Raw genomic sequence first — 24,217 nt, forward strand, 5'->3', positions numbered from 1 at the left:
GTCGGGGTGCGCGATGAACGCAACAGCCGCAAACACAACACCAACAAAAATGGCTGAATGGTTCGCACGCCTGCGCGAGAATCCGAAAATTCCACTTATGCTCGCCAGCGCCGCCGCGATTGCCATCGTGGTGGCGCTGGTGCTGTGGGCAAAAGCGCCGGACTACCGGGTGCTGTTCAGCAATCTCAGCGACCAGGACGGCGGCGCCATCGTCACCCAGCTGCAGCAGATGAACGTCCCCTACCGCTTCGCCGACGGCGGCGGCGCCATTGAGGTACCCGCCGACAGCGTGCACGAGCTGCGTCTGCGCCTCGCCCAGCAGGGGTTGCCGAAGGGCGGCGCGGTGGGCTTTGAGCTGCTGGATCAGGAGAAGTTCGGCATCAGCCAGTTCAGCGAGCAGGTCAACTACCAGCGCGCCCTGGAGGGCGAGCTGGCCCGCACCGTTGAAACGCTCGGGCCGGTGAAGAGCGCCAGGGTGCACCTCGCGATGCCGAAGCCGTCGCTGTTCGTGCGCGAGCAGAAGCTGCCTTCCGCCTCCGTCACCCTCAACCTGCAGCCGGGCCGGGCGCTGGACGAGGGGCAGATTGCCGCCGTGGTACACCTCGTTTCCAGCGCCGTGGCGGGCCTGCCGCCGGGCAACGTCACGCTGGTCGATCAGAGCGGCCACCTGCTGACCCAGTCCGCCAGCGGCGATCGCGATCTCAACGACGCCCAGCTGAAATACGCCGCCGACGTCGAGGGCCGCATCCAGCGCCGCATCGAACTTATCCTCTCGCCGATCGTCGGCAGCGGCAACGTCCACGCCCAGGTCACCGCGCAGATCAATTTCGACAATAAAGAGCAGACCGAGGAGCAGTACCGCCCCAACGGCGACGCCAGCCAGGCGGCGCTGCGCTCCCGCCAGGTGAGCGAAAGCACCCAGGGCAGCGGCCAGTCGCCGGGCGGCGTGCCGGGCGCGCTCTCCAATACGCCCTCCCCGGCCCCTACCGCGCCGATCAGCACCGCCCCGGCTAACCAGAACGGCGGCCAGCAGAAGAATCTCAGCACCACCGGCCAGGGCGGCGCCAGCAGCAGCTCGCGCAATGAGACCAGCAACTACGAAGTGGATCGCACCGTTCGCCACACCAAAATGAACGTCGGCGACATCACCCGCCTGTCGGTGGCGGTGGTGGTGAACTATAACGACCTGGCGGACGGCAAGCCGCTGCCGCTCACCGCCGACCGGATGAAGCAGATTGAAGATCTGACCCGGGAAGCGATGGGCTTCACCGCCGCCCGCGGCGACAGCCTTAACGTCGTCAACTCGCCGTTTACCCGCAGCGACGACAGCGGCGGCGAACTGCCCTTCTGGCAGCAGAGCGCCTTTATCGATCTGCTGATGTCGGCGGGACGCTGGCTGCTGATCGCCCTGGTGGCCTGGCTGCTGTGGCGCAAGGTGGTGCGCCCGCAGCTTCAGGCCCGCCAGCAGGAAAGCAAGACCACCCTGGAGGCGGTGCGCGTCCAGCAGGAGACGGCTGACGCCGTGGAAGTCCGCCTGAGCAAAGATGAACAGCAGCAGGCCCGCAAGGCCAGCCAGCGGATGAACGCCGACGTGATGACGCAGCGCATTCGCGATATGTCCGACAACGACCCGCGCATCGTGGCGCTGGTCATTCGCCAGTGGATGAGTAACGACCATGAGTAACCTGACCGGCAGCGACAAAAGCGCCATCCTGCTGATGACCCTCGGCGAAGATCGCGCCGCCGAGGTGTTCAAACACCTCAACAGCCGCGAGGTGCAGCAGCTCAGCGCCGCGATGGCCAGCGTGCGCCAGATCTCCAACAAGCAGTTGACCGACGTGCTGGCGGAGTTTGAGCAGGAGGCGGAGCAGTACGCTACCCTCAATATCAACGCCAACGAGTATCTGCGCTCGGTGCTGGTGAAGGCGCTGGGGGAAGACCGCGCCGCCAGTCTGCTGGAGGATATTCTCGAAACCCGCGAAACCACCAGCGGCATGGAGACCCTCAACTTTATGGAGCCGCAGAGCGCCGCCGACCTGATTCGCGACGAACATCCGCAGATCATCGCCACCATTCTCGTGCACCTCAAGCGCGCCCAGGCCGCCGATATTCTGGCCCTGTTCGACGAGCGTCTACGCCACGATGTGATGCTGCGCATCGCCACCTTCGGCGGCGTGCAGCCGGCGGCGCTGGCCGAGCTGACGGAAGTGCTCAATAACCTGCTCGACGGCCAGAATCTCAAGCGCAGCAAAATGGGCGGCATCCGCACCGCCGCCGAGATAATCAACCTGATGAAAACCCAGCAGGAAGAGGCGATCATTACCGCCGTGCGCGACTTCGACGGTGAGCTGGCGCAGAAGATCATCGACGAAATGTTCCTGTTCGAAAACCTGGTGGACGTGGACGACCGCAGCATCCAGCGCCTGCTGCAGGAAGTGGACTCCGAATCGCTGCTGGTGGCCCTCAAGGGCGCCGAACAGCCGCTGCGCGAGAAGTTCCTGCGCAACATGTCCCAGCGCGCCGCCGATATCCTGCGCGACGACCTGGCCAACCGCGGCCCGGTGCGCCTGTCGCTGGTAGAGAACGAGCAGAAGGCCATTCTGCTGATTGTCCGCCGCCTGGCGGAGAGCGGCGAGATGGTGATCGGCAGCGGAGACGATGCCTATGTCTGACAGCACGCCCTGGCAGATCTGGCGGCCTGACGACCTGCTGCCCGCTCCCGATGCCGCAGAGATGCCCGCTGAGCTGCCTGCCGGGCTGCCGCCCGATACCGCACCGGCTGAAGAGGTACTCAGCGACGCACAGCAGCTTGCGCAGCAGTTGGCCCAGGCCCAGCAGCGGGCCCACGAGCAGGGCTACGCCGCCGGCCTTGCCGAAGGCCACAGCGCGGGCCACGCCAGCGGCTTCGCCCAGGGTTTAAGCGAGGGGCTCGCCCAGGGGCTGGCCCAGGCCCGCGAAGAGCAGGCCCCGGTGCAGGCGCAGATGCAGCAGCTGCTGAGCGAGTTTCAGCACACCCTCGACGCGCTGGACGGCGCGATCGCCTCGCGTCTGATGCAGATGGCGCTGGCGGCGGCCCGTCAGGTTCTCGGCCAGGCGCCCGCCGTCGACGGCAGCGCCCTTATCCAGCAGATTCAGCAGCTGCTCCAGCAGGAGCCGCTGTTCAGCGGCAAACCGCTGCTGCGGGTGCACCCGGACGACCTGGCCCGCGTCGAAGAGATGCTCGGCGCCACCCTTAACCTGCACGGCTGGCGCCTGCGCGGCGATCCGGCCCTGCACCGGGGCGGCTGTAAAGTCGCCGCCGACGAAGGCGATCTCGATGCCAGCCTCGCCACCCGCTGGCAGGAGCTGTGTCGGCTGGCCGCGCCGGGCGTGCTCTGATGACCGCCCGTCTGACCCGCTGGCTAACGGCGCTCGACGCCTTCGAAGCCAGAATCAGCCAGCTGCCCGCCGTGCGCCGCTACGGTCGACTGACCCGCGCCACCGGCCTGGTGCTGGAGGCCACCGGTCTCCAGCTGCCGCTGGGGGCCACCTGCGTGATCGAACGCCAGCAGAACGGCGGGATCTGCGAGGTGGAGAGCGAAGTGGTCGGCTTCAACGGCCAGCGCCTGTTCCTCATGCCGCTGGAGGAGGTCGAAGGCATTGTGCCCGGCGCCCGGGTCTACGCCCGGGGCAGCGATGGGCAAAACGGCAAGCAGCTGCCGCTCGGCCCGGCGCTGCTCGGCCGGGTGCTGGACGGCAGCGGCAGGCCGCTTGACGGCCTCCCCGCCCCGGATAGCGGCGAAACCGGGACGCTGACCAGCGCGCCGTTTAACCCGCTGCAGCGCACGCCCATCGAAGAGGTGCTCGACACCGGGGTGCGGGCTATCAACGCCCTGCTCACCGTCGGGCGCGGCCAGCGCATGGGGCTGTTCGCCGGCTCCGGCGTCGGCAAAAGCGTGCTGCTGGGGATGATGGCCCGCTACACCCGCGCCGACGTGATCGTCGTCGGCCTGATCGGCGAGCGCGGCCGCGAGGTGAAGGATTTTATCGAGAATATTCTCGGCGCAGAAGGCCGGGCCCGCTCGGTAGTGATCGCCGCGCCGGCGGACGTCTCGCCCCTGCTGCGGATGCAGGGCGCGGCCTACGCCACGCGCATCGCCGAAGATTTCCGCGACCGGGGCCAGCACGTCCTGCTGATCATGGACTCGCTGACCCGCTACGCTATGGCCCAGCGCGAAATCGCGCTGGCTATCGGCGAGCCGCCGGCCACCAAAGGCTACCCGCCCTCGGTATTCGCCAAACTGCCGGCGCTGGTAGAGCGCGCGGGCAACGGCATCAGCGGCGGCGGCTCGGTTACCGCCTTCTATACCGTGCTGACCGAAGGCGACGACCAGCAGGATCCGATTGCCGACTCGGCGCGGGCGATCCTCGACGGCCACGTGGTGCTCTCGCGCCGCCTGGCGGAGGCCGGACACTATCCGGCTATTGATATTGAGGCGTCGATCAGCCGGGCAATGACCGCCCTGATAAGCGACGCGCACTATGCGCAGGTCCGGCAGTTCAAGCAGCTGCTCGCCAGCTTCCAGCGCAACCGCGATCTGGTCAGCGTCGGCGCCTACGCCCGGGGCAGCGATCCGACGCTGGATCGCGCCATCGCCCTCTGGCCGCAGCTGGAGCAGTTTTTACAGCAGGGCATCTTCGAGCAGGCGGACTTCGGCGCCTCGCTGCAGGCCCTTGACCAGATTTTCCCGGCTGTCCGATAGCCGCAGAGGAGTCCTATGACGCAACATGGCGCACTGAATACCCTGAAGACGCTGGCCGAGCAGGAGGTGGACAGCGCCGCCCGCCTGCTCGGCGAGATGCGCCGGGGCTGCCAGCAGGCCGAGGAGCAGCTGACCATGCTGATGAACTATCAGCTTGAGTACCAGACCGGTCTCAACGGCGATATGGCGCAGGGCATCGCCAGCCTGCGCTGGCAGAACTACCAGCAGTTTATCCAGACCCTGGAGACCGCCATCGAACAGCACCGCCGACAGCTGATCCAGTGGCAGAACAAGGTCGAGCAGGCGCTCGGCGCCTGGCGCGAGAAAAAACAGCGCCTGCAGGCCTGGCAGACGCTGCAGGAGCGGCAGGCCAGCGCCGCCCGGCTGGCGGAAAACCGCCTCGATCAGAAAAAAATGGACGAGTTCGCCCAGCGGGCCGGACAGAGGAAACCCGAATGATTACGCTTGCCACTCTCCGCACTTCTGACGCAGCGCTGCCCGGCGGGAGCGGGCGCGCCGAGCCCGGCGACGCCGCAGACGGCTTTCTGGCGCTGCTCGGCGACGCGCTCGCCGCCGGCGCGGACAAAAAATCGCCGCTGAAGGGCAAACTGCTTCCCGTTGACGATAGCGCCGTCGGGCGGCGGACCGCGGACGACGAGAAGCCGGCCCTGACCGCCGCTCTGCCCCTGCCGCGATCCCTGACGCCCGCGGCGGCGGCAGGCGAGCGGGCGGAGAAGACAAGTCCGGCCGATAAGCCCGGGGACGACGGCGACCCGGCGGCGGCGCTGGGCGCCCTGCTGGCCATGCTGCCGCAGGTCACCCAGCCGCCCGCGCAGGCTCACGCCGGCCGGGCCGCCGTCAGCGCCGCGCCGCCTGCGGGCGGCGGCCGGAGCACCGGGACAGAACGCCCGGCGGACGCGCTTCCCCTCGCCGCCGCTGCCGCCGCACCCGCCGGACAGCAGGCGCCCGTCCCCGATGCAGACGCGCGGCCGATTGCCATTCAGCCGGCCGCCGCGCCCGCGCCGGCTGCCGCCGATATCAGCCCCGCCGCCGCACCGCCGGCGCCGGTTATCAGCGCCGCGACGGCGACGGTCAATACGCATCCGGTGGTCACGGTCAACGCCCAGCTCGGCACCCCGGAGTGGCAGCAGAGCGTCAGCCAGCACATTACCCTGTTTACCCGCCAGGGGCAGCACAGCGCCGAGCTGAAGCTGCATCCGCAGGATCTGGGCCAGGTGACCATCAGCATGAAGGTGGAGGATAACCAGGCCCAGCTGCAGATGGTTTCCGGCCACGGCCACGTGCGCGCCGCGCTGGAGGCCGCTCTGCCCCAGCTGCGCAGCCAGCTCGCCGACAGCGGTATCCAGCTCACCCAGAGCAGCATCAGCAGCGATGCCTCCGGCGGTCAGCAGCAGTCTGCCTTTCAGCAGCCCCCGCAGCCGCATTTCACTAAAGGAAACGGCTTCACTGCCGATGATAGCGCTGCGGCCCCGGGTGAAGAGAGCCTGAGCGCGCCCGCCGCGCTGCAGCTGCGCGCCCGCGGCGACGGCGCCGTCGACACTTTCGCCTAACGCCCGAGGTAAGGCGATTATTCCCGCCTTTTCCGCGCTTTGCGCGCGGGGTAAGGCGGGATAATGCCCCGATAAGCCTAAAGGAAAAACCTAACCCATGACTGACTCCGCGATTGCTAAGAAAAGCAGACGCCAAATCTGGATCCCGCTGCTGGTACTGGTCGCGCTGCTGGCCTGCGCCGCGGCGGGCTATGCCTGGTGGCGGCTGCAGCACCAGCCCGCCGCCGAAGCGAGCAAAGCCCCGCCGCCGCCCGCCGCGCCGGTGTTCTGGGCGCTGGATACCTTTACCGTTAACCTCGGCGACGCCGACCGGGTGCTCTATATCGGCATCACCCTGCGCCTGAAGGACGAGGCGACCCGCGCGCGGATGAATGAATACCTGCCGGAGGTGCGCAGCCGCCTGCTGCTGCTGTTCTCCCGCCAGGACGCGACGCAGCTCGCCTCCGACACCGGCAAGCAGAAGCTGGTGGAGGCTATCAAGCAGACGCTGGCCGCGCCGCTGGTGCCGGGTCAGCCGAAGCAGGATGTGACCGACGTGCTCTACACTGCCTTTATTCTGCGGTAGCCGTATGGGTGACAACATTCTTTCCCAGGCGGAGATCGACGCCCTGCTCAACGGCGACGGCGACCGGGGCGATGAGCCGCAGGCCGCCGCTATCGGCGACGATCTCGTTCGTCCCTACGATCCCAACACCCAGCGCCGCGTGGTGCGCGAGCGTCTGCAGGCGCTGGAGATTATTAACGAGCGCTTTGCCCGCCACTTCCGCATGGGGCTGTTTAACCTGCTGCGCCGCAGCCCGGATATTACCGTCGGGGCAATTAAGATCCAGCCGTACCACGAGTTCGCCCGCAACCTGCCGGTGCCGACCAACCTCAACCTCATCCACCTCAAGCCGCTGCGCGGCACCGGGCTGTTTGTCTTTTCCCCGGGGCTGGTATTTATCGCCGTCGATAACCTGTTCGGCGGCGACGGGCGCTTCCCGACCAAAGTGGAGGGACGCGAATTTACGCCCACCGAGCAGCGGGTGATCCACCGCATGCTCAAGCTGGCGCTGGAGGGCTACAGCGACGCCTGGAAGGCGATCAATCCGCTGGAGGTAGAGTACGTCCGCTCCGAGATGCAGGTGAAATTCACCAACATCACCACCTCGCCGAACGATATCGTGGTCAACACGCCGTTTCACGTCGAGATCGGCAACCTGAGCGGCGAGTTCAACATCTGCCTGCCGTTCAGCATGATCGAGCCGCTGCGCGAGCTGCTGGTCAACCCGCCGCTGGAGAACTCCCGCCGCGAGGATCAGCACTGGCGCGAAAACCTGGTGCGCCAGGTGCAGCACTCGGAGCTGGAGCTGGTGGCCAACTTTACCGACATCTCGCTGCGGCTGTCGCAGATCCTGACCCTGAAGCCCGGCGACGTGCTGCCCATCGACAAGCCGGAGCGCATCATCGCCCACGTCGACGGCGTGCCGGTGCTGACCAGCCAGTACGGCACCGTCGGCGGCCAGTACGCCCTGCGGGTCGAGCACCTGATTAACCCGATACTGAATTCCCTGAACGAGGACCCGCCCAAATGAGCGACATCAATAACCCCTCTGATGCCAATAGCGGAGACGATGCCAATAGCGGCAACATGGACGACCTGTGGGCAGAGGCGCTGAACGAGCAGAAATCCTCCGGCGAGAAGAGCGCGGCGGATGCGGTGTTCCAGCAGCTCGGCGGCGGCGACGTCAGCGGTACGCTGCAGGATATCGACCTGATCATGGATATTCCGGTCAAGCTGACCGTTGAGCTGGGCCGCACCCGGATGACCATCAAGGAGCTGCTGCGCCTGACCCAGGGCTCGGTGGTCTCGCTGGACGGGCTGGCGGGCGAACCGCTGGATATCCTGATCAACGGCTATCTGATAGCCCAGGGTGAAGTGGTGGTGGTCGCCGACAAGTACGGCGTGCGCATCACCGACATCATCACCCCGTCCGAACGCATGCGCCGCCTGAGCCGCTAACGTGAAGCCGCAGATCGCCGTCGCGCAGAGCGCCAGCGCTCCCTCACCCGCCGCACCGCTGATGGAAGTCAGCGGCGCGCTGCTGGGCATTATTCTGCTGATCCTCGCCGCCGGATGGCTGGCGAAGCGCGTCGGCATCGGCGGCGCCCGCCGCGGCGGCCAGAAAGGGCTGAAGGTCAGCGCCAGCGCGGCGCTGGGGCAGCGCGAGCGGGTGGCTATCGTTGACGTCGACGGCGCGCGGCTGGTGCTCGGCGTTACCGCCCAGCAGATCACCCTGCTGCACACCCTGCCGCCGGCGGCGGAGCCGGAAGGGGAGGCGGCGCCCGCGCCGGCGGATTTCGCCGCGCTGATGAAATCGCTGCTGAAAAAGCCGGGGAGAGGGTCATGAGACGTTTAACATGGGCTGCGGCCACACTGCTGCTGTCGCCCGCGGCTTTCGCCCAGCTGCCGGGGCTGGTGAGTCAACCGCTGCCGGGCGGCGGCGAGAGCTGGTCGCTGCCGGTGCAGACGCTGGTGTTTATCACCTCCCTGACCTTTATTCCCATTGTGCTGCTGATGATGACCAGCTTTACCCGCATCATCATTGTCTTCGGCCTGCTGCGCAACGCGCTGGGCACCGCCTCGGCGCCGCCCAACCAGGTGCTGCTGGGGCTGGCGCTGTTTCTGACCTTTTTTATTATGTCGCCGGTGCTGGATAAGATTTACGCCGACGCCTACCAGCCGTTCAGCGAAAATAAAATCTCGATGGAAGAGGCGTTTGACCGGGGCGCGAAGCCGCTGCGCGAATTTATGCTGCGCCAGACCCGCGAAGCGGACCTGGCGCTGTTTGCCCGCCTGGCCAATACGCCGCCGATAGCGGGGCCGGAAGTCGTCCCGATGCGTATTCTGCTCCCCGCCTACGTCACCAGCGAGCTGAAAACCGCCTTCCAGATTGGCTTCACTATCTTTATTCCCTTCCTGATCATCGATCTGGTGGTGGCCAGCGTGCTGATGGCCCTGGGGATGATGATGGTGCCCCCGGCGACCATCGCCCTGCCCTTTAAGCTGATGCTGTTCGTGCTGGTGGACGGCTGGCAGCTGCTGGTGGGCTCGCTGGCGCAAAGTTTTTACAGCTAAGGAGCACCCGATGACACCCGAATCCGTCATGCTCATGGGCACCGAGGCGATGAAAGTCGCCCTCGCGCTGGCGGCGCCGCTGCTGCTGGTGGCGCTGGTCACCGGCCTGCTGATCAGCATCCTGCAGGCGGCGACGCAGATAAACGAAATGACCCTGTCGTTTATCCCCAAAATCGTCGCCGTGTTCGTGGCGATGGTGGTCGCCGGGCCGTGGATGCTGAACCTGCTGCTCGATTACGTGCGCACCCTGTTCAGCAACCTGCCCTACATCATCGGCTGATCGTGATCCAGCTCACCAGCGACCAGTGGCTGCACTGGGTAAGCCTCTACTTCTGGCCGCTGCTGCGCATCCTGGCGCTGATCGCCACCGCGCCGATCCTCAGCGAAAAGTCGGTGCCGAAGCGGGTTAAGCTGGGGCTTGGGGTGCTGATCGCGGTTATCGTCGCGCCGTCGCTGCCCGCAACGGACGTGACGATTTTTTCCGGTAACGCCCTGTGGCTCGCCCTGCAGCAGATCCTGATTGGCACCCTGATTGGCTTCACCATGCAGCTGGCCTTTGCCGCCGTGCGCACCGCCGGGGAGCTTATCGGCCTGCAGATGGGCCTGTCGTTTGCCACCTTCGTCGATCCCGGCAGCCACCTCAGTATGCCGGTGCTGGCGCGGATTATGGATCTGCTGGCGCTGCTGCTGTTCCTGACATTTAACGGCCACCTGTGGCTTATCTCGGCGCTGGTCGATACCTTCCACACCCTGCCGGTCGGCGGCAACCCGCTTAATGCCAACGCCTTTATGGCGCTGACCCGCACCGGAGGACTCATCTTTCTCAACGGCCTGATGCTGGCGCTGCCGGTGATCACCCTGCTGCTGACCCTCAACCTCGCCCTCGGCATGCTCAACCGCATGGCTCCCCAGCTGTCGGTCTTCGTGATTGGCTTTCCGATAACCCTCACCGTCGGCATTATTTTAATGGCGGCGCTGATGCCGCTGATTGCCCCCTTTTGCGAGCATCTGTTTAGCGAGCTCTTTAACCTTCTCGCCGATATTATTGGCGAACTGGCGAAATAGCCAACACCCCATTATTCACAGGGTTAACCTGAGGTAATTCTCAAAATAAATCCGCCCGTCTCCCTGGCGCGTTAATGCTGACGCCTGACGCGCGCATTTCGCCACCGCGGCGCGCCCGGCGGCCAAAATACTTTGGGATAATTCCTGGCAAATTGCCCCACGCTTTACGGGATAGTGAAGTCAGTGGATTGTGTTCTTTAAACTTTTTGGCTTTTAACCATTTTATCAATAAGACACAGGCGAACTTTGGGTTAAATTTCGGCACTCATCGTGAGAGGATATGCCATGTCAATGATTATTATGGATCTCTGCAGCTATACCCGGGTTGGGTTAAGCGGATATCTGGTAAATCGGGGAGTAAAGCGACGGGACATTCGCTATGTGGAGCGCGTTAGCGGTCTGCACAGCGCCTGTAAGCTCAAGGCCCCTTCCGTGGTATTTATTAATGAAGACTGTTTTATTCATCATCAGCAGCGCAGTCAGCTTATTCGCCAGATCATTACTGAGCAGCGCGATACGCTATTTATTGTCTTTATGTCGATTGCCAATGTCCATTTCGATGCTTATTTATTGGTCAGAAAAAACTTACTCATCAGTTCAAAATCCATCAAGCCGGCATCGCTGGACACCATCCTCGCCGGATATTTAAAAACCAGCGCCATTGCGCTGCATAAAATCAATATTCCGACGCTGACCCTCAGCCGCACCGAATCCGATATGCTGAAAATGTGGATGGCCGGTAAAGATACGATTCAGATTTCGGACTTGCTCAATATTAAGGCAAAGACCGTCTCATCCCATAAAGGCAATATTAAGCGGAAAATTAAAACCCATAATAAGCAGGTTATTTATCACGTCGTCAGGCTGGCGGAAAACGTGACTAACGGCATCTTCGTCAATATGCGCTAAGAGAGACTGGCGGACCGGCCGCCAGTACCCTGAAACCTACTCGGCTTTCTCGACGAAAACGCCGTCGGCGTGGCCAATTTCGTTAAAGAACCAGATCCCCAGCGGATAATCCTCCAGCGATACCAGGTACATAACGCCCTCATTGAACGGCTCTACCGCCAGCACCACGCCAGGCCGGCGCGGGCCGCCGTCGGTTTTGACCGTGACGCGATCGTTAACTTGCATAACTGTTCTCCTGTCTTTCACTTCCAGCCAGTGTAGAACAAAACCCGCCCGCCGGGCAGCGTCCGGCCGTTAACTGCTGCTTTTCTCAGCCGCCAGCCGCACCGGGCACGCCGCGCCCGCCCCGCGACGCCCCTGGACCGCGCTCTTCGCCAGCAGCGCGACCACGGCAATGGCCGCCGGGATCCCCAGCAGCAGGAATACCGCGCTGAAGCTGAGGTTGAGGGCTATCATTTCCGCCCCGGCAAAGGCGCTGAGTATCGCCCCCAGCCGCCCCACGCCGTGCATCCAGCTGGAGCCGGTGGCCCGCGCCTGGGTGGGATAGAAGCGGGCCGACAGCGCGTTCATCCCGGTATTGGCCCCGCTCAGGCAGCCGCCGCTGACGAAGGCCACCAGGCAGATGCCGATAAAGCTTCCCGAGGCGAATCCGAGGGCAACGGTGAACAGGCCGCCGACGGTGTAAATAAGGCCCAGCGCGCGGTCGGGATTGACGCGGTCCATCAGCCAGCCCGCAAACAGCGAGCCGAGAGTGCCTCCGGCCTGGTAAAGTGCGGTCATCACCGCCGCCTCGCTGACGCTCAGCCCCACCTCGCGAACCAGCGTCGGCAGCCAGCTGCCGAGCAGGTAGACGAGGAAAAGCCCCATAAAGTAGACCACCCACAGCATCAGGGTGCCGAAGCGGTACTCGCGGGAGAGCACGATCCCGACCGCGCTCTTTACCACCGTCGGTTCCGGCATCGCGAACTGCGCGTCGGCGGCAATCTGGCCGGGATAGAGGCGCTGGAGAATGCGCCGGATGCGCGCGGCGGGGGCGCCTTTAATGACGAGAAAGCGCACCGACTCCGGCAGCCAGATAATCAGCACCGGGGCAAACAGCAGCGGTAAAATGCCCCCCAGCGCCATCAGCGAATGCCAGCCGTAGCGCGGGATCAGCCAGGAGGCGGTAAAGCCTCCCACCGCCGCGCCGAAGGTGAAGCCGCAAAAAATCAGGGTGATCAGAAACGAGCGCCGCCGCTCCGGGGCGTACTCCGACACCAGCGTACTGATGTTGGGCATCGCCGCCCCGAGGCCGAGCCCGGTCATAAAGCGGAAAAACACCATCTGCTCAACGTGTTGCGAAAAGGCGGTCGCGATGGTCCAGAAGCCGAAAAAGAAGACGCTGTTGACGATGATTTTCTTGCGTCCCAGCCGGTCGGCCAGCGGGCCTGAGAGCATCGCCCCCAGCGCCAGGCCCACCAGCGCCGCGCTGATGATAAAGCCGAGTTCATAATGGGCGACGCCCCACTCCTGCTGCAGCGAGGGCGCGATAAACCCCATGATGGCAATATCAAACCCGTCGAGAGCGATCACGCAGAAGCCGAGAAAGACGATCAGCTTCTGGTAGCGGCTCAGCGGCAGGGTGTTGATTAACGTTCTGACGTCAAGGCAGTGATTCTGTGGCATAGACGCTCCTCAGCGGACAGAATGCAGACAGGCGCGGGCGGCGTCGGCAAGCCGCCGGGCGCGAACCCGGGCCGGCAGTTTTCCCAGTTCGCCGCCGAGCGGCACCTCCACGGAAACCGGCAGCCCGGCGGGCAGCGCCCGCAGCAGGCCGTGCAGGTCGAGCCCGCCTTCGCCGGGGACCATCCGCGCCCCGCGCGCCTGGACGATCAGCGCCGCTTCGCTTTCCGGCGGCTGTGCGGGCGCGTCGCACAGCTGCATATAGTTCAGGGCCGACGCCGGCACGGCGGCGAGGCTCTCCAGGGTTTCTCCGGCGCGCCAGAAGTGCAGTGCGTCCACCAGGATGCCGACATCATCGCGGCCGCTGGCGCGGATCAGCGCCAGCGCCTGCGCCAGATTGCGCACGCTGGTCCACGGCATTGGCTCAAGGTTCATGGTCAGACCGTGCGCCCGTCCGGCCTCCGCCAGCCGCGCAAGGTTGTCGGCGGCGCGCGGCGCGTCAGGATCGTTACCGGCCACCAGCACCTGGGCTGCGCCCAGCCGCCGGGCGGTATCGAGAAACAGCTGCATCCGGTCGTCGAGGCGAAAATCCGGGACCAGACGGACAATCTCCACGTCGGAGACGCCGATGCCGGTTTCGCGCAGGGCGGCGAGCGTATCGCGCACCGCAGCGGTATCGCCGAGCATGTCATAGTCCGGATCGGCCGGCGTCGCCGGCAGCAGGCGCAGGCCAACGTGGGTATAGCCGGCCCCGGCCGCGATCCGCACCTGTTCAGGCGGCGGCACATCAAGCGTCGTCAGGGCGGCAAGAGACAAAATTCGGTTCGTCATAGCGTACTCCGGTGCGTTGTTGTAGGGTCAGGCAGTGCGGCCGCGGCACCCGGCCGCAACCGCTTTGCCCACCAGGTAACCAAAGGTCATCGCCGGCCCGAGGGTAATACCGCCGCTGGGATAGTAGCCGCGCATCACGCTCGCCATGTCGTTGCCCACGGCATACAGACCGTTAACGGGGCGCTGCCCGGCGTCCAGCACCCTCGCCGCGTCGTCGGTCACCAGCCCGCTGAAGGAGCCGAGAGAGCCGGGCAGAATGCGCACGGCGTAAAACGGCGCCTCGCTGAGCCTGCCGAGCGTCACGCCGCCGTCGCCCTGCGCCCGATTATAGGCGGACGCGCCGCGCTGAAAGTCCGGATCTTCCCCGCGGTCCGCGAAGCCGTTAAAGCGGCTGACGCTGTCGCGCAGGCCGGCGGCGTCGATGCCGCAGCGTTCGGCCAGCCCCTCGAGGGTGTCCGCGCTCTGCAGGTAGCCGGTGCGCAGCCACGCCTGCGGCGAGAAGGGAAAGGGTCGCGCATGCCCGAGACCGTAGCGGCGCAGCGCCCGGCTGTCCGCCAGCAGCCACGCCACCGGCGTCTCGCCCGCCGGCGTCGCCGCCAGCAGCGCGGCAATAAAGTCGTGATACGAGTCGGCCTCATTGACGAAGCGCCTGCCGTCCGGCAGCACCGCCATAAAGCCGGGCTTGGCCCGCTCCACCAGGTGCGGGAACACCAGCTGCTGCCCGCTGGCAAGGGTCACCCGCGAGACCGGCGCCCAGGCCATCGGGTTTTTCAGCGTGTCGTCGAACTGCCCGCCGGCCGCCTCGCCCAGGCGAATGCCGTCCCCCTGATTGACCGGCGGCGCCGCCGAGAAGTGGCCGTAGCCGCCCGGAGCGTGGGGGACCTGCTGCGCCAGCCGCGCGCGGTCGTGGGGAAAGCCGCCGCAGGCGAGGACCACCGCCCGGGCGCTGACCTGCACCTCGCCGTCATCGCTGCGCAGCACGGCCCCGCGGACGCCGCGCTCATCGCGGAGCAGGCGCTGCGCCGGGGCGTTGAGCTGAAACTGCACGCCCGCATCGAGGGCCGAGCGCAGCAGACGGGCCACCAGCGCGTTGCCGTTGACCAGATGCTGCCCGCGCCCCGCCCGCAGGTGCTGCCAGCCGTGGCGCAGCAGGCGCCGCGAGGCGTACAGCGCCGAACGCGGCGAGCGGGTGGCGTTAAAAAAGTGGGCCATGTCGCTGCCGCCGGCGATGCCCATCCCGGCGAGGCTGATGACCTCCAGGGGCGGACGCAGGCGGTGCAGCCAGTCGCCGAGCAGACGGCCGTCGAACGGTTTCGCGGTCACGGAGCGTCCGCCCGCCGCGCAGCCGGGCGAGCTGTGGAAATCCGGCATCCGGGTACCGGAGAGAAACTGCACCGCGGTGTGGCGGCGGAAAAACTCCACCATCTCCGGACCGTGCCGCAGAAAGGCGCGCAGCCGGGTATCGGCGGGCTGGCCGCCCATTTCGTGCTGCAGGTAGGCCAGCGGCGCCTCCGGCGGCTCGTCGAAGCCCTCCTCCTTCGCCAGCGGATTGCGGGGGATCCACAGCCAGCCGCCGGACCAGGCGCTGGTGCCGCCGAGGGTCGAGGCTTTCTCCGCCACCAGCACCGTCGCCCCGCCCTGCGCCGCCGTGACGGCGGCGGAGAGCCCCGCCGCGCCGGAGCCGATGACCAGCATATCAACCGTTATCTGCCCGCGCATCGGCCGCTCCTTACTGCAGGGGAGAAAAGTCGGTCGGGCGCATCAGCACCGACTCCAGGCGCTCGACCGCCGCCAGTTCGCGATTTTTCCGCGAAAAGGTCAGCCAGCGCTCGTCCTGCGCCATGCGCGCGCGGCGCTCCATCCGGTCATCGAGACTCTCATAGGCCCAGATGTGCACCACCTGGTTGACCACGCCAATCTCGGTAAAGAAGAAACCGATCAGCGTCCCGAGATGCTCGGTCTGCACCGCATAGGCGTCGCTTTTGTACAGCGCCAGCCAGTCGGCCATTTTCAGCGGATTGATGGTATAGGTGCGTTTTTCATAGATCATGGGTATCTCCTGATTACAGTGAATGCTGCTGCGCCATATGGGCAGCGGAAAGGTAGCCAAAGGTCAGCGCCGGACCGAGGGTAATGCCGGGGCCGGGATAGGTGCCCGCCATCATCGAGTCCATGTCGTTGCCGACGGCGTAGAGTCCCGGAATCGGCGCGTTCTGCTGGTTGAGCACCTGGGCGTGGCCGTTAGTGACCAGCCCGCGCGAAGTGCCGAGATCGCCGGTGTAGAGCGTGACCGCGTAAAACGGCGCTTCGCGCAGCGGCGCATTGCAGGTGTTGGGCCGGTGCCCCGGATCGCCCAGCGCCCGGTTGTAGCTGTTGCCGCCTTTGCCGAACTCGCCGTCAACGCCGCTTTCGGCATCGCGGTTGTAGCGCGCGACCGTGTCCGTCAGCTGCTGCGGATCCAGCCCCAGCTGTCCGGCCAGCGCCGCCAGTGAATCGGCCTGGTGCAGATAGCCCGCTTCCACCAGCGCCCGGTTGTTGACCGGCGCGGGCCGCGCCAGCCCCAGGCCGTAGCGGCGCATGGCGACGGCGTCGCAGATCAGGTAGCAGGGCGCATTGTCCGGGCTCTGCTGCATAGCGCTGGCGAAGTGGTGGTAGGAGTTGGACTCGTTGACGAAGCGCACCGCGCCCTGGTTAACGGCAATCACGCCCGGCTTGGCCCTGTCGGTCACCAGATGCGGGAAGCGCTCCTCGCTGCCGTCGGCGCGGCGCAGCACCGACACCGGCGCCCAGAAGAAATTCGACGGCAGCGCCGCCCCCTCCTGCGCCTGCACCGCCGCCGCCAGGCGCAGGGCCGCGCCGTCGTTGGTCGGCGGCGACATGGTGTAGTGCTCCCCGGTGCGGGGGCGAAACTGCGCCGCCAGCTCGCCGGCGGCAAAGCCGCCCGCCGCCAGCACCACGCCGCAGCGGGCGTGCAGCGTGCGGGTTTCGCCGCCCTGCTCCACGGTCACGCCGGTGATGCGCCCCTCGTCGGCGATCAGATCCAGCACGTTGACCCCCAGCTCCAGGGCCATGCCTTTCTCAAAGGCCAGCGCCGCCATGCGGGCGATCAGGGCGTTGCCCATCGCCAGCCGGGTGCCGCGCGGGTATTTAAGACGGTCGCGGCCAAAGCGCAGCAGCAGGCGGCTGCACCAGACAAAGGAGCGCAGGGAGCGGCGCATATCGAGGAAGTGCTGAATATCGACCCGGTTGACCATCATGCCGCCAAACAGCAGCATCCCCGGCGGCGGCGAGCGCAGGTCGCGAAAGCGCGCCCCGAGGCGGCGGCCGTCAAACTCCACGACCTCCAGCGCCCGGCCGACGTCGACGGCGCCGGGTTCGTCCGGGTAGTAGTCCGGCGACAGCGGACGCAGGCTGTACTTCACCGCGCCCTCTTTTTCCAGAAAGGCCAGCGCCTCGCGCCCGGAGGTGATAAAGGCATCGACCACTTCCGGGCGGTAATTCTCCGCCCCGATGATGGTCTGCAGATAGGTTTGCATCGCCTCCGGCGAGCCGCTTTTGTTCTGCGCCCGCGCCTGGTCGCTGTCGTTGATCCACACCGCGCCGCCGGAGATGGCCGAGGTACCGCCGAACTGCGGCGCTTTCTCCAGCATCAGCACCGACAGCCCCTTGCAGCAGGCGGTGACCGCCGCGGCAAAGCCCGCCGCGCCGCTGCCGATCACGATAACGTCCCAGCTTTTCATGCCGCGTCCTCCGACGGCGGCGGCATGGCGCCGATAAACTCGCCCATCAGCGTCATCTGCGCGAGGGCCATCTCCGGCCCGGTCTGCACCGCGCAGCCGCGGCTGCGGGCATACTCCAGCAGCGGGGTCATCACCGGGGCGGTGACCACGTCGGCCACGTGCGTGCCCGCATTGAGCGTGCCGAGCAGCGCTTCCGGCAGCGGCAGCGCGTCGAAGCCCGTCATTCCGGCCGGCGAACCGTTGACCAGCAGGTCGACGCCGGCCAGCGTCTGCGGCAGCCCGCCGAGCTGCACCGCCGGGAAGTGCTGCGCCAGCCGGTCATGCAGGCGCCGCTGCATATCGGGCTGGGCATCGTACAGCGCCAGCCCGGCAATGCCCGCCTCGCACAGCGCCCAGGCGATGGCGCTGCCGACGCCGCCGCAGCCGCAGAGCAGCGCCCGCCGTCCGACGGCCTGCCAGCCGTGGGCCCGGGCGGCCATTAAAAAACCGGTGCCGTCCAGCATATCGCCCTGCAGGCGGCCGTCCGGCAGCCGGCGAATGACATTCACGGCGCCGAGATGCTGCGCTCTCGGCGTCAGGCTGTCCACCAGCCCGGCGGCGCGCTGCTTGTGCGGCACCGTTACCAGCACCCCGCTCATATTGTGCATACCGCGCAGCGCCTGCAGGTAGCCGGCAACAGCCTCCGGCGCAATATCGACCGGGATCATAACGCTGTCTATCTGCCGCTCGGCGAAATAGCGGTTGAAGTTATCCGGCGATTTCACCTGCGCAATCGGGTGGCCGATAACGGCAACAACCTGAGTGGATCCGCTGACCATATTCACACCTCATTTGTTAATACAATGTTGTGGAAGTATTTCAGCGGAAGTTGAGAGCGACAACGCAGAATCCCGCACAGACGCTTGTTAATCGCCATTACGCTGCGATAATCGCACTCCTTGAGCCGATATGTTGCAAAAGTGTGATCTGATATGCAAAACAGCGTTCATCAGCGAGACTTAATTGTGGGGCTGCAAAAAGGCCTCGCCATCATCCAGCTCTTCTCGAAAGCCTTTCCGCGCCTGACGGTGCCGCAGGTAGCGAAAATGAGCGGCCTGACGCCCAGCGCCGCCCGCCGCTTTCTGCTCACACTGCTGCACGAGCGCTATCTGCAGACCGACGGCCGCCACTACTGGCTGACGCCGAGAACCCTGCGGCTGGGGCAGGCGTATGTCGACTCCGCCCGCTTTCCCCGCATGGTGCGCCCGGTCGTGGAGTACATCGCCAGCCGCACCGGCGAGCACGCTTCGGTGGGGGTGATTGACGACGATGAGCTGGTCTATATCGCCCGCAGCAAGCACACGCCGCTGAACTCCACCTCGGTGCGGCTCGGGGAGCGGGTCCCCATCTACTGCACCGCCGGCGGCCGCCTGTGGCTGGCCACGCTCAGCGAGCCGGAGTGCGAGGCGGTGCTTAAGCGCATTCACCGCGAACGGCGCACGCCCTACACCATCACCGATATACCGGCGCTGATGGAAAAAATCGACGAGGTGCGCGCGCTGGGATACGCATGCATTGAGAAGGAGTTTGAGGTAGATATGCTGGTGGTGGCGGTGCCGCTCAGCGACCGGGAGGGAGAATACTGGGGCGCGCTGAGCCTCACCAGCCACCAGTCGCGCACCACGATGGAGGCGCTGTGTGGCGATCATCTGGATCTGCTCTACAGCGCCCGGGAGATGCTGGCGGTTTAAGCCAGCGCGGAATTACTGCTCCGTCAGCTCAAGATCGGCAATCACCGGCAGGTGATCGCTGGCGGCGGACCAGGTAAAGCTGGCGGAGTCCTGCGGGATCTCAATCTTCTTCACGTTCCACTTCTGGCCCTTGAAGGTAAAGATGTGGTCGAGATCGATAGCCGGATTCACCGCCGGCCAGGTGCGGTAATCGGTGCCCTGCTTCTCAACCGGATTAAAGAAGTAGCGGATTTCGCGCAGCGGCTGCTCGTCGCGGGTAGAGTTGAAGTCCCCGGCGAGAATTTTTATCGATGAAGCAATGTCCTTAAAGTCGGAAGGCGCATCGCCGATGCTGAGATCGAGCAGATAGCGGGCCTGCATCAGGCGCACTGCCGGATCTTTTTGCCAGTCGAGATGGGCCGCCATGACCACTACCGGTGAGTCAAAGCCCGGCACCTTCACCTGCGCCATCAGGGTCGCGCGCTGCTCGGCCTGGCCGGAAGGGAGCTTCACCACCTGGCTATGTTCGATAGGATAGCGCGAGAGCACGCCGACGCCGTACTCGCCGCCGTCAAAATCCAGCGCTTTACCGAAGGCATAGTGCATGTGGTTGGCGTCGGCAATCTCTTTAAGCTGATCGACTTTCTTGCTGCGGGCGGTTTTATTGTCGATTTCGACCACGGTAATAATATCGGCATTAATATTTTTTACCGCCTGATTAAGCGCGGTGAAATCGGTAACGTTGCCGGAGGCGTCATTTTTACCGATGTTATAGGTGGCGATTTTTAAATGCGGTTTCTTCTGCTGATAGACTTTATTCGGTACACCACCTTTCTGAACGGAGAGTATTTCGTTCCCCGCCAGCGGCTCACCGGCCTGAGAGGCAAAAGAGAGGAAAGAAAGGCTCATCAGGGTCAGTGCGACTGTTTTTTTCATAGAATACTCGATGCGGTTAGTCATAAACGGCAGGGAGTGTAGCGAAAGCAGCAATAAACTATTGTGACCGATTGCACAACCTTTTCTCGCGACGAAAATTAAGTCCGGAGATCGTTATCAGCTTGTCAACTTATTGATAATGGAAGATTTAAATTGTAGCGCACGCCTGGCGTTAATGTGCAGCAGAGACAACCTGTTTTACGCCAAATACATTAACTTCATGAATGATTCAAATAAAAAAAAACCGACCGCGAATGCAGTCGGTGTGAAACTTACAGTAGCAAAATTGCTTGAAAATTCGTTACATCGGGAAAAAACGATGTAGCAAGACTGTATAGGTAAGCGAATTATATAACAAGCCCTTTTTATAAGTTAAATGAATACATTTAAGAACTTTCTACTATATAGACCGCATTTTCTAAGCATTTTAGACTGATATAAGATCGTACACCAGCATTACACCTCATCCACATCGCGGCAACACACCTTATTGCGCCCCGATGCCTGGCCCGTCAGCGGCGCGTTTTGGGCCCCCACCGACCGTGACCCGATACCATAACAGTCCTGCTCATCGCTGCCGCCGGGCGCAGGAGATAGCCGCCCTCAGGAAGGCGATGAACTTATTTCACAGGAGATATCGCAGCTGAGTTCAGTGCGCGAAGGTCGCGGAAACGCCCGGTCTGAACCGGGCGCCGGGTCAGGTCTCCTGCCGGACGCGCTTGTCGCCCGCCACGAGCTCATCCTCCCGGAAAGCCTCGCGCTTAACGCTGAAACCATCGTACCAGCGGCACTCAATCATGCCGCTGGCGTAGCCGGTGACCACCATGCTGGGGCCGCCGGTTTTCGCCTTAACTTCATCGCTGACCAAAAAGACCATCGCCGCCTCCGGTATCAGGTGAAACAGTTTCACCTTAGCCGAAGAGCGGCCACTTTGCATAACGGCAGGGACAATATTTACTTTGCCGGGCGCAGGCGCGAAATCAGGCTAACGACCCCAAGCACCACCAGTCCGAGGACGAAGCCGAATACGAGGTTAAACAGGTTAGGCGCCAGCGTTTTGACCAGCGCGCCGAAGTCTGCGGCAAAGGACTCCACCAGATGGTGCAGCGGCGCAATACCGTGAACCACGATGCCGCCGCCCACCAGGAACATCGCCAGCGTACCGACCACCGTGAGAATTTTCATCAGCCAGGGAGCGGCCACCAGCAGTATTTTGCCGACGCCTTTCGCCACCGCGCTGCTGCGCTCCGACAGCCAGTACCCCATATCGTCGAGCTTAACGATGATCCCTACCAGGCCATAGACGCCAATAGTCACCAGCACGGCGATACCGGCAAGGATGATCACCTGGTTAAGCAGCGGCGCGTCGGCCACAATGCCGAGAGTGATAGCGACAATTTCCGCCGAGAGGATAAAATCGGTGCGCACCGCGCCTTTAACTTTATCGCGCTCAAAGGCCTTCGGGTCTTTGCCTGCCACCGCCTCCAGCCGCTGCTGGCGCGCCTGCGGGTCCTCTTTATGCTTGCGCGCATGCAGGCTGTGCAGCACTTTCTCCGCCCCTTCATAGCAGAGATAGGCCCCGCCCAGCATCAGCAGCGGGGTGATAGCCCACGGAATAAAGGCGCTGATCACCAGCGCCAGCGGGACGAGGATCACCTTGTTGAGCAGCGATCCCTTCGCCACGCCCCAGACCACCGGCAGCTCGCGGTTGGCGCGCACCCCGGTCACCTGCTGAGCATTGAGCGACAGATCGTCCCCCAGCACCCCGGCGGTTTTCTTCGCCGCGACTTTTCCCATGACTGAAATATCGTCCAGCAGCGTGGCGATATCATCTAATAGCGTTAACAGACTGCTCCCGGCCAAAGTTAGGTTCCTTATTGATTTATCAGACAGAGATCGGTTTTTTTACAGTATGAAGTAAAATACGCGGCGCGCACAGGTGAGCGTAATGATGGCAGCGACAGACCGGATTAATCCGATCCCCCCGACGCCGAAATCCCCCGCATATCGATCTGCGCGCCGCCGCTGCCGCCGAAGACCCACTCCTCCAGCCGCGCAATCAGGGCGCTATCGCTCAGCCGATGCTTACCCCGCAGGGCGCACTCCCACACCACCAGCACCCGCCAGCCCTGCTCCGCCAGGCGGGCAGCGTCGCGGCGGTCGCGGCGGACGTTGGCGTCGATTTTATTCAGCCAGAACTCGCGGCGGGTGGCGGGGAGCCTGAACAGGTAGCAGTCGTGGCGGTGCCAGAAGCAGCCGTGGGTGAAGATAATGCAGCGGTACTCCGCCAGCACGAAGTCCGGACGGCCCGGCAGGGAGGCGTCCTGGACGGTATAGTCAAAGCCGGCCTCCCTCAGCAGCCCGGCGAGCCGCTTTTCAATGGCGGTATCCCGGGTGCCGATGGCGCGCATATTCTTGCTGCGCGTGGCGGAATTATGGACGTCCGCCATCGCCCTGCTCCGCCCTGCGCAGCGCCGCCGCCTGCAGAATGCGCGATTTCAGCAACTTCGCCACGGCGGCGAAAGCGGGCACCACCACCGAGTTGCCGAACTGGCGGTAGGCCTGGGTATCGGAGACCGGAATGCGGAACTGGTAGCCCTGCGGCGTTTCGAAGCCCATCAGCCGGGCGCACTCGCGCGGCGTCAGGCGACGGGGGCGGCGGCGCTGGTTGTCGGGATCGTCAAAGTGCTGTTCGCCAAGCGCCCGGTCCCAGCCGCGATCGACCAGGATCTCCGCCCCGTCCTTGTAGTAGCGCGCAGACAGCGTGCGGGCCACGCTGTCTGCCCGGGCCGGATTCACCAGGCCGTAGCCGAAGCCGTTGCCCCGCGCCTGGTGCTTTTTGGCGTAGCGGTAGAGGTACTTCCACAGCACCGGCGTGAGGATAAATTTGGCGTCCACCGTCGGCTCCAGCAGCTCGCCGAAGGTCGGGCGGCGGGCCGGATAGAGTGCCGGCAGATCCCGCAGGGTAAAGCCCCGGGCGAGGTCAAGATCGCGGCGAAAGCCGACCAGCACGATGCGCTCGCGGTGCTGGGGCAGAAAGTGCTGGCCGTCGACGATCTTCGGATCGTCCGGCCCCATCTCGGCGGCGTCGGCCACATCGTAGCCGAGATCGTCGAGGGTCTGCATGATGATGCGGAAGGTTTTGCCGCCGTCGTGACTTTTGAGGTTTTTAACGTTCTCCAGCACGAAGATGGCCGGGCGGCAGGCGTCGATGATGCGGGCAACGTCAAAAAAGAGCGTGCCCTGGGTATCGCAGGCGAAACCGTGGGCGCGGCCGAGGGCGTTCTTCTTCGACACGCCGGCCAGGGAAAAGGGCTGGCACGGGAAGCCCGCGAGCAGCACGTCGTGCCGGGGCATAACCCGGCGGATGTGCGCCGCCGCCTCGGCGTCGCTGACTTCGCCGCGGTGGCTCAGGGTAACGCTGCGAATATCCTCGTTAAACTGGTGCGCGTCCGGGTCGCAGTACCAGTTGGCGCGGTAGGTGCGCACCGCGTGCTTGTTCCATTCGCTGGTGAACACGCACTGCCCGCCGATGGCCTCGAAGCCGCTGCGGATCCCGCCGATGCCGGCGAAGAGATCGACAAAACGAAAGGCGTAATCCGGATGATGGGCGGGCGGCGCGGGCAGCAGCTGCGCCAGCCGCTGATATTCGCGCTCGCCGAGGCGGCGGTCGATTTTCCCGGTGTCGATTGCACGCTTGAGAATGGCGGGCGTCCAGTGCTGCTCGCCTGCGGCCAGCAGTTCAGCAACCAGCGTTCTGATACCGTAGATAGCCAGCAGCGGGTCAAGCAGAGCCCGGGCGTGCGCGCCATCAGGCTCAGAGCACGAGTAGGAGGCAAGGGTGTTATGCATATCGGTAACCGGTACAGTCTCTTGTTTTTGTGAGAGTACCATACTTTTCCGGCATTCGGCGGCGCAGCGCCATCGGGCTGAC

The 24,217-nt window shown here is 64.5% G+C and carries 27 protein-coding genes; 15 read left to right on the forward strand and 12 right to left on the reverse strand.

Translation table 11 applies throughout. The annotated features are described in order from the left end of the window. Window positions 1-13 precede the first annotated feature (13 nt). The 14 genes from fliF (at window position 14) to rcsA (ending at window position 11,405) form a co-directional block, all read left to right on the forward strand. On the forward strand, window positions 14-1,684 hold the full coding sequence (fliF, locus tag ENGE1_RS06505; RefSeq protein WP_043083231.1) for a flagellar basal-body MS-ring/collar protein FliF: 1,671 nt from the start codon (window positions 14-16) through the stop codon (window positions 1,682-1,684). After that, on the forward strand, window positions 1,677-2,672 hold the full coding sequence (fliG, locus tag ENGE1_RS06510; protein ID WP_043083229.1) for a flagellar motor switch protein FliG: 996 nt from the start codon (window positions 1,677-1,679) through the stop codon (window positions 2,670-2,672). The genes fliF and fliG overlap by 8 nt, the downstream gene beginning before the upstream one ends. Then, window positions 2,665-3,378, forward strand: coding sequence for a flagellar assembly protein FliH (gene fliH / locus ENGE1_RS06515; RefSeq protein ID WP_048252868.1), 714 nt, complete (start codon window positions 2,665-2,667; stop codon window positions 3,376-3,378). Before fliG ends, fliH begins: the two co-directional genes overlap by 8 nt. After that, window positions 3,378-4,742 carry a flagellar protein export ATPase FliI gene (gene fliI, locus ENGE1_RS06520; RefSeq protein WP_048252867.1) on the forward strand — a complete coding sequence of 455 codons (1,365 nt, stop codon included), beginning with the start codon at window positions 3,378-3,380 and terminating at the stop codon, window positions 4,740-4,742. Before fliH ends, fliI begins: the two co-directional genes overlap by 1 nt. Window positions 4,743-4,757: 15 nt before the next feature. Then, window positions 4,758-5,201: a flagellar export protein FliJ gene (gene fliJ, locus ENGE1_RS06525; protein WP_043083226.1), complete on the forward strand. Its 444-nt coding sequence runs from the start codon at window positions 4,758-4,760 to the stop codon at window positions 5,199-5,201. Then, window positions 5,198-6,313 (forward strand): flagellar hook-length control protein FliK, encoded by a 1,116-nt coding sequence (locus tag ENGE1_RS06530; RefSeq protein ID WP_048252866.1) that lies wholly within the window; start codon window positions 5,198-5,200, stop codon window positions 6,311-6,313. The genes fliJ and ENGE1_RS06530 overlap by 4 nt, the downstream gene beginning before the upstream one ends. Window positions 6,314-6,410: 97 nt before the next feature. After that, a complete protein-coding gene (gene fliL / locus ENGE1_RS06535) occupies window positions 6,411-6,878 on the forward strand; it encodes a flagellar basal body-associated protein FliL (protein ID WP_043083222.1) in 468 nt (155 codons plus the stop codon). 4 nt (window positions 6,879-6,882) lie between these two features. After that, window positions 6,883-7,887 (forward strand): flagellar motor switch protein FliM, encoded by a 1,005-nt coding sequence (fliM, locus tag ENGE1_RS06540; protein ID WP_043083221.1) that lies wholly within the window; start codon window positions 6,883-6,885, stop codon window positions 7,885-7,887. Beyond that, on the forward strand, window positions 7,884-8,315 hold the full coding sequence (gene fliN, locus ENGE1_RS06545) for a flagellar motor switch protein FliN (protein WP_043083219.1): 432 nt from the start codon (window positions 7,884-7,886) through the stop codon (window positions 8,313-8,315). The genes fliM and fliN overlap by 4 nt, the downstream gene beginning before the upstream one ends. Window position 8,316: 1 nt before the next feature. After that, the gene (fliO, locus tag ENGE1_RS06550) at window positions 8,317-8,703 is read left to right on the forward strand and encodes a flagellar biosynthetic protein FliO (RefSeq protein ID WP_043083218.1); all 387 of its coding nucleotides are present in this window, start codon (window positions 8,317-8,319) and stop codon (window positions 8,701-8,703) included. Beyond that, the gene (gene fliP, locus ENGE1_RS06555) at window positions 8,700-9,431 is read left to right on the forward strand and encodes a flagellar type III secretion system pore protein FliP (protein WP_043083217.1); all 732 of its coding nucleotides are present in this window, start codon (window positions 8,700-8,702) and stop codon (window positions 9,429-9,431) included. The genes fliO and fliP overlap by 4 nt, the downstream gene beginning before the upstream one ends. A 10-nt stretch (window positions 9,432-9,441) precedes the next feature. Beyond that, entirely contained in the window at window positions 9,442-9,711 is a 270-nt protein-coding gene (fliQ, locus tag ENGE1_RS06560; protein WP_043083216.1) for a flagellar biosynthesis protein FliQ, read from the forward strand. Between the two features lie 2 nt (window positions 9,712-9,713). Further along, window positions 9,714-10,496, forward strand: coding sequence for a flagellar biosynthetic protein FliR (gene fliR / locus ENGE1_RS06565; protein WP_048252865.1), 783 nt, complete (start codon window positions 9,714-9,716; stop codon window positions 10,494-10,496). Between the two features lie 285 nt (window positions 10,497-10,781). Next, window positions 10,782-11,405 carry a transcriptional regulator RcsA gene (gene rcsA, locus ENGE1_RS06570; protein ID WP_045288891.1) on the forward strand — a complete coding sequence of 208 codons (624 nt, stop codon included), beginning with the start codon at window positions 10,782-10,784 and terminating at the stop codon, window positions 11,403-11,405. A gap of 36 nt (window positions 11,406-11,441) precedes the next feature. Here the strand turns inward: rcsA and dsrB are convergent, their stop codons facing one another. From dsrB to ENGE1_RS06605, 7 genes are all read right to left on the reverse strand, one after another. Continuing rightward, entirely contained in the window at window positions 11,442-11,630 is a 189-nt protein-coding gene (dsrB, locus tag ENGE1_RS06575; RefSeq protein WP_043083204.1) for a protein DsrB, read from the reverse strand. A gap of 69 nt (window positions 11,631-11,699) precedes the next feature. Then, on the reverse strand, window positions 11,700-13,070 hold the full coding sequence (locus tag ENGE1_RS06580) for an MFS transporter (RefSeq protein ID WP_072065261.1): 1,371 nt from the start codon (window positions 13,068-13,070) through the stop codon (window positions 11,700-11,702). Between the two features lie 9 nt (window positions 13,071-13,079). Then, complete coding sequence (locus tag ENGE1_RS06585; RefSeq protein ID WP_048252864.1) at window positions 13,080-13,898, reverse strand: sugar phosphate isomerase/epimerase family protein; 819 nt, start codon at window positions 13,896-13,898, stop codon at window positions 13,080-13,082. A gap of 27 nt (window positions 13,899-13,925) precedes the next feature. Next, the gene (locus ENGE1_RS06590) at window positions 13,926-15,617 is read right to left on the reverse strand and encodes an FAD-dependent oxidoreductase (protein WP_048273037.1); all 1,692 of its coding nucleotides are present in this window, start codon (window positions 15,615-15,617) and stop codon (window positions 13,926-13,928) included. Between the two features lie 10 nt (window positions 15,618-15,627). Beyond that, the gene (locus ENGE1_RS06595; protein ID WP_043083201.1) at window positions 15,628-15,948 is read right to left on the reverse strand and encodes an NIPSNAP family protein; all 321 of its coding nucleotides are present in this window, start codon (window positions 15,946-15,948) and stop codon (window positions 15,628-15,630) included. 13 nt (window positions 15,949-15,961) lie between these two features. Next, on the reverse strand, window positions 15,962-17,638 hold the full coding sequence (locus ENGE1_RS06600) for an FAD-dependent oxidoreductase (RefSeq protein ID WP_048252862.1): 1,677 nt from the start codon (window positions 17,636-17,638) through the stop codon (window positions 15,962-15,964). Next, entirely contained in the window at window positions 17,635-18,456 is an 822-nt protein-coding gene (locus tag ENGE1_RS06605; protein WP_048252861.1) for a shikimate dehydrogenase family protein, read from the reverse strand. The genes ENGE1_RS06600 and ENGE1_RS06605 overlap by 4 nt, the downstream gene beginning before the upstream one ends. A 153-nt stretch (window positions 18,457-18,609) precedes the next feature. Between ENGE1_RS06605 and ENGE1_RS06610 the strand changes: the two genes are divergently transcribed. Further along, window positions 18,610-19,368, forward strand: a complete 759-nt coding sequence (locus ENGE1_RS06610) for an IclR family transcriptional regulator domain-containing protein (protein WP_048252860.1) — start codon at window positions 18,610-18,612, stop codon at window positions 19,366-19,368. A 12-nt stretch (window positions 19,369-19,380) separates the two neighbouring features. Here ENGE1_RS06610 and ENGE1_RS06615 read toward each other — a convergent pair whose 3' ends face one another. The 5 genes from ENGE1_RS06615 to ENGE1_RS06635 all read right to left on the reverse strand — a co-directional run bounded on the left by ENGE1_RS06615 (window position 19,381) and on the right by ENGE1_RS06635 (window position 24,135). Further along, window positions 19,381-20,283 carry an endonuclease/exonuclease/phosphatase family protein gene (locus tag ENGE1_RS06615; protein ID WP_043086529.1) on the reverse strand — a complete coding sequence of 301 codons (903 nt, stop codon included), beginning with the start codon at window positions 20,281-20,283 and terminating at the stop codon, window positions 19,381-19,383. A 697-nt stretch (window positions 20,284-20,980) separates the two neighbouring features. Next, on the reverse strand, window positions 20,981-21,160 hold the full coding sequence (locus ENGE1_RS06620; RefSeq protein WP_043083195.1) for a YodC family protein: 180 nt from the start codon (window positions 21,158-21,160) through the stop codon (window positions 20,981-20,983). Window positions 21,161-21,237: 77 nt separating this feature from the next. Next, entirely contained in the window at window positions 21,238-22,146 is a 909-nt protein-coding gene (locus tag ENGE1_RS06625; protein WP_043083193.1) for a DUF808 family protein, read from the reverse strand. Between the two features lie 107 nt (window positions 22,147-22,253). Then, window positions 22,254-22,733 (reverse strand): very short patch repair endonuclease, encoded by a 480-nt coding sequence (locus ENGE1_RS06630; RefSeq protein ID WP_048252859.1) that lies wholly within the window; start codon window positions 22,731-22,733, stop codon window positions 22,254-22,256. Continuing rightward, window positions 22,717-24,135: a DNA cytosine methyltransferase gene (locus tag ENGE1_RS06635; protein WP_048252858.1), complete on the reverse strand. Its 1,419-nt coding sequence runs from the start codon at window positions 24,133-24,135 to the stop codon at window positions 22,717-22,719. The genes ENGE1_RS06630 and ENGE1_RS06635 overlap by 17 nt, the downstream gene beginning before the upstream one ends. Between the last annotated feature and the right edge of the window lie 82 nt (window positions 24,136-24,217).

It is taken from the genome of Pluralibacter gergoviae ATCC 33028 = NBRC 105706, assembly GCF_001598855.1.
Lineage (GTDB): Bacteria > Pseudomonadota > Gammaproteobacteria > Enterobacterales > Enterobacteriaceae > Pluralibacter > Pluralibacter gergoviae.